General features: G+C 34.6%; 6 protein-coding genes and 2 pseudogenes. 3 read left to right on the top strand and 5 right to left on the bottom strand.

Going from position 1 to position 6,899, the window contains the following annotated elements; all coding sequences use genetic code 11:
• Positions 1 to 133 (bottom strand): annotated as a pseudogene (locus IDG60_RS03275) (JAB domain-containing protein); the annotation flags it as partial.
• Positions 134 to 571: 438 nt separating this feature from the next.
• Between IDG60_RS03275 and IDG60_RS03270 the strand changes: the two are divergent.
• From IDG60_RS03270 to IDG60_RS03260, 3 genes are all read left to right on the top strand, one after another.
• Positions 572 to 715 carry a hypothetical protein gene (locus IDG60_RS03270; protein ID WP_002360221.1) on the top strand — a complete coding sequence of 48 codons (144 nt, stop codon included), beginning with the start codon at positions 572 to 574 and terminating at the stop codon, positions 713 to 715.
• A gap of 253 nt (positions 716 to 968) precedes the next feature.
• The gene (gene fexA, locus IDG60_RS03265) at positions 969 to 2,396 is read left to right on the top strand and encodes a chloramphenicol/florfenicol efflux MFS transporter FexA (RefSeq protein WP_000711098.1); all 1,428 of its coding nucleotides are present in this window, start codon (positions 969 to 971) and stop codon (positions 2,394 to 2,396) included.
• Between the two features lie 177 nt (positions 2,397 to 2,573).
• Complete coding sequence (locus IDG60_RS03260; RefSeq protein ID WP_000855243.1) at positions 2,574 to 2,990, top strand: NAD(P)H-dependent oxidoreductase; 417 nt, start codon at positions 2,574 to 2,576, stop codon at positions 2,988 to 2,990.
• 282 nt (positions 2,991 to 3,272) lie between these two features.
• Here IDG60_RS03260 and IDG60_RS03255 read toward each other — a convergent pair whose 3' ends face one another.
• The 4 genes and pseudogenes from IDG60_RS03255 to IDG60_RS03240 form a co-directional block, all read right to left on the bottom strand.
• Entirely contained in the window at positions 3,273 to 3,638 is a 366-nt protein-coding gene (locus tag IDG60_RS03255; protein WP_000619629.1) for a DUF6262 family protein, read from the bottom strand.
• A gap of 1 nt (position 3,639) precedes the next feature.
• Positions 3,640 to 5,553, bottom strand: coding sequence for a tyrosine-type recombinase/integrase (locus IDG60_RS03250; protein ID WP_029658482.1), 1,914 nt, complete (start codon positions 5,551 to 5,553; stop codon positions 3,640 to 3,642).
• Between the two features lie 2 nt (positions 5,554 to 5,555).
• A complete protein-coding gene (locus tag IDG60_RS03245; RefSeq protein WP_000867971.1) occupies positions 5,556 to 6,641 on the bottom strand; it encodes a tyrosine-type recombinase/integrase in 1,086 nt (361 codons plus the stop codon).
• A gap of 131 nt (positions 6,642 to 6,772) precedes the next feature.
• A pseudogene (locus IDG60_RS03240) lies at positions 6,773 to 6,899 on the bottom strand (JAB domain-containing protein); the annotation flags it as partial.

Below are 6,899 nucleotides of genomic sequence, written 5' to 3'. Positions count from 1 at the left end.
AACCCGCTTCTACAAGACTGGTAAATCTATTATCACCGATTATAATATGATCCAATAAATCTATCCCTAAAATCAAACCACACTCCTTCAACCTCATTGTTGTTATGATATCTTCTTGTGAGGGCGTAGGGTCTTATCAAGAGTAAATTACTAAAAATCCATTAACATCAATGTTTTTACTTTAAGAACATATATTTAACGTGTTAAATCAAATGAAAAAATACAATGTAATTATTAGATGACAATTGATTACGGTCAGAAGAATGTACCACAAATAAAAAAACTAATTCCTTTTTATTTTATCGAGGAATTAAGCTTTTGACCTGCAACAATCACGCCCAATTTCGGAATATCTATAATATGATTTCGATCTTAAATTATCTACTTTAACTGACGCTACCTGCTCGTTAAAGAAGACCTATTTAAAAAAGTTTATACTGCACCTGCCTTTATTATGTAAGTAAAAGTAGTAAAGCTTTAAATTGGTTTTCAAAAAAGTAGGGTTGATTATTTCTTTTTCATCAATTATTATTGTGTTATTATCACAATATGAGAAAGGAGGCAAAAAGTAATGGGAATTGATTTCATTAATGTCGAGTTTAGAAAGCATGTAAAAGTTTCAGGGGATTTAGGTACAACGGGATCAGTATGTCCTTTTTCACAAAAACAAAAAATGGAAACACTACCGGAAAACTTTTTGCCTCCTTTTATATAATGGGCAAAAATTTATGAATCTATTGCATTTGTAAAAATGCATACGAATGATTAGGCACCGGTTGTTAAACTGGTGCCTTTTTTTTGTTTGATCAGTTCAGTTAGTTTGGAGAACCGAATCTTTAATCATGCTGTAGAAATATGGTGAGTTCGTTGATTTGGTTTTACAATATAAATAGATATGAGGTGAGGTTTATGGTGAAAGCAGTGGATTTAGCCTCCTAAAATCACAATATATTTTAGGAGGAAATAAAATGAAAAAGGATAGTAAATCTAAAGAAATGATTCAATCTGAAAAAAGGGGTTCTACTAGGCTTTTAATGATGGTACTCTCCCTATCTGTACTTGTAGCTGCAATTACGGTTGATTTAGTCAATCCCGTACTTCCACTAATAAGCAAAGATTTAGAAGCTTCGAAATCTCAAGTGAGTTGGATAGTTAGTGGTATTGCACTTGTTCTTGCGATTGGAGTTCCGATTTATGGTCGAATCTCAGACTTTTTTGAGTTACGAAAGCTATATATCTTTGCCATTATGATTCTGGCAAGTGGTAGTCTTTTATGTGCAATTGCCCCGAACCTCCCATTGTTGGTTTTGGGAAGAATGGTTCAGGGTGCTGGGATGTCCGCAATTCCAGTTCTATCAGTCATTGCAATTTCGAAGGTTTTCCCACAAGGAAAACGTGGGGGAGCTTTGGGAATTATCGCAGGAAGTATTGGTGTTGGAACTGCTGCTGGTCCAATATTTGGTGGAGTAGTTGGTCAATATTTAGGGTGGAATGCCTTGTTTTGGTTCACATTTTTGTTAGCCATTATGATTGTTATTGGTGCCTACTACGCGTTACCGACAATTAAACCGGCAGAATCCGTAGGAAGCAATAAGAACTTTGATTTCATTGGTGGTTTATTCCTCGGCCTCACAGTAGGATTACTCCTTTTTGGCATCACTCAAGGAGAAACTTCTGGTTTTTCTTCGTTCTCATCGTTAACTAGCCTAATTGGTTCTGTTGTAGCTTTGGTGGGATTTATTTGGAGAATTGTTACCGCAGAAAATCCATTTGTACCACCTGTCCTGTTCAATAACAAGGATTATGTCAATACGGTCATAATTGCATTTTTTTCGATGTTTGCTTATTTCGCTGTTCTTGTGTTCGTCCCATTACTAGTCGTTGAGGTGAATGGACTCTCTTCTGGACAGGCTGGAATGATATTGTTGACAGGTGGTGTGGCTGTTGCAATCTTATCTCCCTTCGTTGGCCGTCTTTCTGATCGATTTGGGGATAAACGTCTGATAATTACTGGGATGACTCTGATGGGGCTGTCTACCTTATTCTTGTCCACCTATGCATCTGGTGCTTCACCTCTGTTAGTTTCCGTGGGGGTCCTCGGAGTAGGGATTGCTTTTGCATTCACGAATTCTCCCGCAAATAACGCCGCAGTAAGTGCACTCGATGCAGACAAGGTTGGTGTCGGAATGGGGATTTTCCAAGGTGCTTTGTACCTTGGAGCAGGAACTGGAGCAGGTATGATTGGAGCATTATTATCCGCTCGACGTGATGCTACTGAGCCGATAAATCCATTATATATATTGGACGCTATGTCCTACTCAGATGCGTTCCTTGCAGCTACAGGGGCAATACTCATTGCCTTAATAGCTGGATTAGGTTTAAAAAAGCGTGGGTAATAACTTAGTTATGTAAAGATTAGTTATTGTTTAGTTCATCTTCTATAGTTTAAGCTGTAAATAAATAGCTTAGGAATCACGCAAATTTGAATTTCTTAGAATAGAATACTTTTAAGTAACTCAACTTTCGTACACTGTTTTATTGGTGCGAAAGTTGAGTATGTTAAGGATGAAACAATGAAAACATTGGTGATCGTTTCTCACCCAGATATGCCAAATTCTCGAATCAATAAAGTTTGGGTAGAAAAAGCAGCGTCTTATTCAAACGAAATTACCATTCATGATCTTTATAGAGAGTATCCTGATTTTATTATAAATGTAAAAAGAGAGCAGGAATTAGTTGAAAATCATGATAATATTATTTTTCAATTTCCATTATATTGGTATAGTTCTCCTTCATTATTAAAAAAATGGATCGATGAAGTGATTATATATGGATGGGCTTACGGATCAAAGGGTAAAAGAATATTTTATAATCGAAAATTAGGATTAGCTATATCAGCTGGCGTAAAAAAAGGTGAATTTACAAGTATGGGTAAAAACAAGCATACATTAACCCAGATGTTAACACCATTCAAATCTTTATGTGCATAGATTCATGCTGAATATGTACCAGAGTTTGTACTTTACGGTGCTAATTCGGATATGAAGGGCGAAGAGATACAGAAAAGTGCTAATGAGTATTTGCAATATATTAAAAAGTATTATTTAAGAGCATAAAACACTTCTGCGATCATGCCAACAATACTAGAAGAAAGCCCATTTCCCCTTAACACATTTAGGGAAATGGGCTATTGAAGTTATTGAAGGTTTTAGCGATTTCATTTTAGGTAGCCAATTCAAAGTGCCCAATAAATTCCAAGAAACACAAATCTGCTAAAACAGCTTGCCATGTAATTTTTGAACTTGATCCTTTAACCGTTCATTCTCTTCTTCTAACGCCTTTATACGGCTTTTTAAGGTTTTTATTAATACGTCCTCTGAACGAGGGCTTTTACTAGGTTTACGGGGGGTTAACTCACTTATCTGCATCCCTCTTAATGTCTCCACTCTAGTTCTAATATCTTTTTGTTTGTAAAGCCATGACTTTGAAACATTTGCTTTTTGTGCAACGGAATTAAAATTAATCTTCTCTTCTTTCAATGCCATCTCTGAAATTGTCTTTTCAACCCTAATTCTTGTTTTCTCCGACTTGTCTTTAGCTAGCTGAACTATGGCAGTTGTGTTACCTTTTCTAATCATTTTAATTCGTCTCCTTTAACGAATGAATAATCTGTTCTAATCTATTTTTAACACGTTCATTGGTTTCAACCTGACGCTGCCATTGGTTTTGTTTAGCCCTATTTAGTATTTCTTTAGTTCGCTCTAAGTGCTCTTCATGTTCAGTAAGAAATTGTTTACTTGTACAGAAATTCGTACAATCTAAACATGCATTTGCGTGAGGACATGGTCCTGCAATTACTGGTAACCGACAATAGCCATTAGGAAGTGCCTGTGCATTGATATTCTTTTTAAACCATTGAAGATCTGTATTGTCAGCTTCAGTATTTTCCTCACTTAAATCCAGAATGCTACCGTTATTCGTTACTAAGGTTTCCTTAAATTTCGTAAATTCCTTCTTTAGGGTTTCATCAAAAATATGTGCATATCTTGCCGTCATTTCCGGTGATTCGTGACCCAAGAACTTCTGGACAATATGTTGTGGCACTCCGTTATTTATCATTCTAGTGCCAACTGTATGCCGAAAGGCATGAGCATGAAAACGAAAAATTTCTCCGTTGCTGTCCGTTATCTTTTCTTCATAAGCTAGTTCATTTAATTTAACCCTAAAGGTATCTTGTTTCAATGGTGAGCAATCTTTTCGGGGAAACACATATACACATCCATCATCGAGTTCATCAGCCACCCTTTGCTCTTGAACTAATATCAATGCAGCAATTTCTTTAGAAATAGGAATGATATGCTCTTTCTTCATTTTCCACTGATAATACTTTAAAAAGCAATCCCCTTCTTTATCGGTTATGACGCTCCCTTTTTTCAATGTACAAAGTTCACTGATACGCATCCCGCATTCTTGAAGTACCATAACCATTGTAGCAATATAAGGTTCCAATTTATCTAATTTCCCATTTAATTGTTCAAGTATATGTTCATCAATATAACGTGGTAGTGCCTTCGGCACTTTAGGGTAATCTTCTTGAAAGATAAGGATCTTAGAAGGTGTATCCTTCCAGTCATATCTTTGAATTGTAGTAAAAAAAACGTCTAAAGTAGATATTCGTCCAGTTACAGTACTGGGTTTTAAACCTTTTAAATTAATATAATTAAAATATTGCTCAATTTCATTTCTAGTTAATTGATGAATCCTTTGTATACCTTCACAATTTTTGTTCATGAAATTAAAAAATTCTTTTAATTTTGAAGCTATATCTACTACGTGAGAAAAGCTAGCTGTGTTTAACATTAGTTTACAATATCGCTTAACTATTTCTTTAAAATAATTATTCTTAAAACCCTTAAAGTTGATCGTATATTCGTAGGATGTTGGGTTTACCTTATCTTCCGGTAATGATAATTTTCTTCGATTCCAAACATCTTTTTCCCATTCTTCCCCATCAAAATAGAAGTCCTCATAGAATTCCATAAACTGCTTAAGATGAGTAACGTAATAGGAATTCGCATGTACAGTAACTTTCTGCTGATTTACATCAAGTTTGTAATTAGTAGTCGTAGTTTTTACTTTTTGTTCTGTTAAGTAGGTCCGGTATTCTGTCAAAGCTTTTTTTATAGGCACTTCGGTTATCGATGTAATATTAGGATATTTTAAATTTAAAAATCCCATCATCCGGCTTATCACTGTTCCCTTTCTAATCCAAACGGATTTTGCATTCCAAGCTCCATTATTCAAGTGAAGGTAATAAAAATATTTTAATTCTGTTTTCAACCAGACATTTTCCACCTTATCGAAATTTACCCAACGATTTCTTAGTGACGGATTCTTACTTAACTCAATTGCACTAGGATGCGGACAAATTCTTATATCCCATCTATCTGCTGCCCAATAACCTTTTAAAACACTTGTCATATTAGCTATTTTTTTATTAATCTCTGTACTAGCGATAAGCTTTCGATTAGTTGCTACACTTGGAAATTTCATTGTCATGTTTCTCTCCCTTGAAGATACTTTTTATATTCATTCTTCATATCTTGATCAGAAAGATGAACATACGTATCAAGTGTTGTTTGTACATGGGCATGCCCTAATCTTTTTTGTACATATGCAGCATCCCATCCACTTCTAATAAGCTCTGTGGCATGCGTATGACGTAATATATGGGCAGTGAAAGTAATCCCTGTCCGTTTTCCTAGTCTTCTTATTAAGTCTAATACACTTTGATATTTTAGAGGGTGGCCAAAATAAGAATCTTTAAGATTAATAAATATATAATCATGATCTAAATCTTCCCCATATTCATGTACTAAGTAATCGGTATATAATGCCATTAATTCCTTACTTACATCAATAGTTCTTTCTTTTTTAAGTTTAATATAAGCTCCATTTTCATTATGATCTCTTGGCCTGATGTTAATCTGGTTATCCCATGTTGAAATATCTTCAATACGAAGGGATAATGCTTCTCCTATCCGAAGTCCCCCTTCATACATAAGCATAATAAGTAACTTATCTCTTTTGGTATGACATGCCTCAATTATTGCTTTGACTTGTCCATGTTCTAATACTTGTACAAGTTTCTTTTTGACCCTAAGCTTTAAAATATTTTTTTTATAGGATCTACCTTTAGAAATATGGTGAAGAAACCCCTTAAAGTTTCTTCCTCTTGCTTCTTTAGACATATCTATAGCTTTAAAATTTTCTGTGCGATTTAAATACTCTAAGAAACTAGTTACAGCGTTAAGTATGGAATTAACTGATGTTTCCTCTCTTTTAGCCTTCTTTGGTTGTATATCTATTACCTTTAAATGCCCTGCTGGATTTCTTAACCATCCTACAAAGTTTGCTAAATCCTCAAATTGTAAATCTCCTAATTCGATTCTACTTTGGCTCATAAATTCATAAAACAGCTTGAGATGATAACAATATGTTTTAATGGTATTTGGAGCTTTGCCCGTATTATCCAAGTACTTTATAAATCGCTTAACCGGTTCTATCACTTCAAATTCTTTATCTAGCAGTATGTATAACGGATATGATTTTTCCTCCACAATTACTTTCTGAACCTTCATCTTTCCACCACCTTTAAATACTTTAACTACTATTAATAATACCCTTATATATTTAATAGTTAAAGCACTGTAATTAAAAAATCCTAAACTTCGAGTACTTAGAGTACTCTAGTTTAGGATACTATGTTTAATACATCACCGGATGGATGATTATGAACTGCGATGATTGCATTGGCATTTTCTCTCACCGCAATACTAAAAATTTCACGTGGATGTACAATCGAACTATTTAATGTACCTTTAAAAACACAGGTTTCT

The organism is Staphylococcus sp. EG-SA-2, from assembly GCF_017152085.1.
This window is presented reverse-complemented; position numbering and strand designations above follow the sequence as displayed.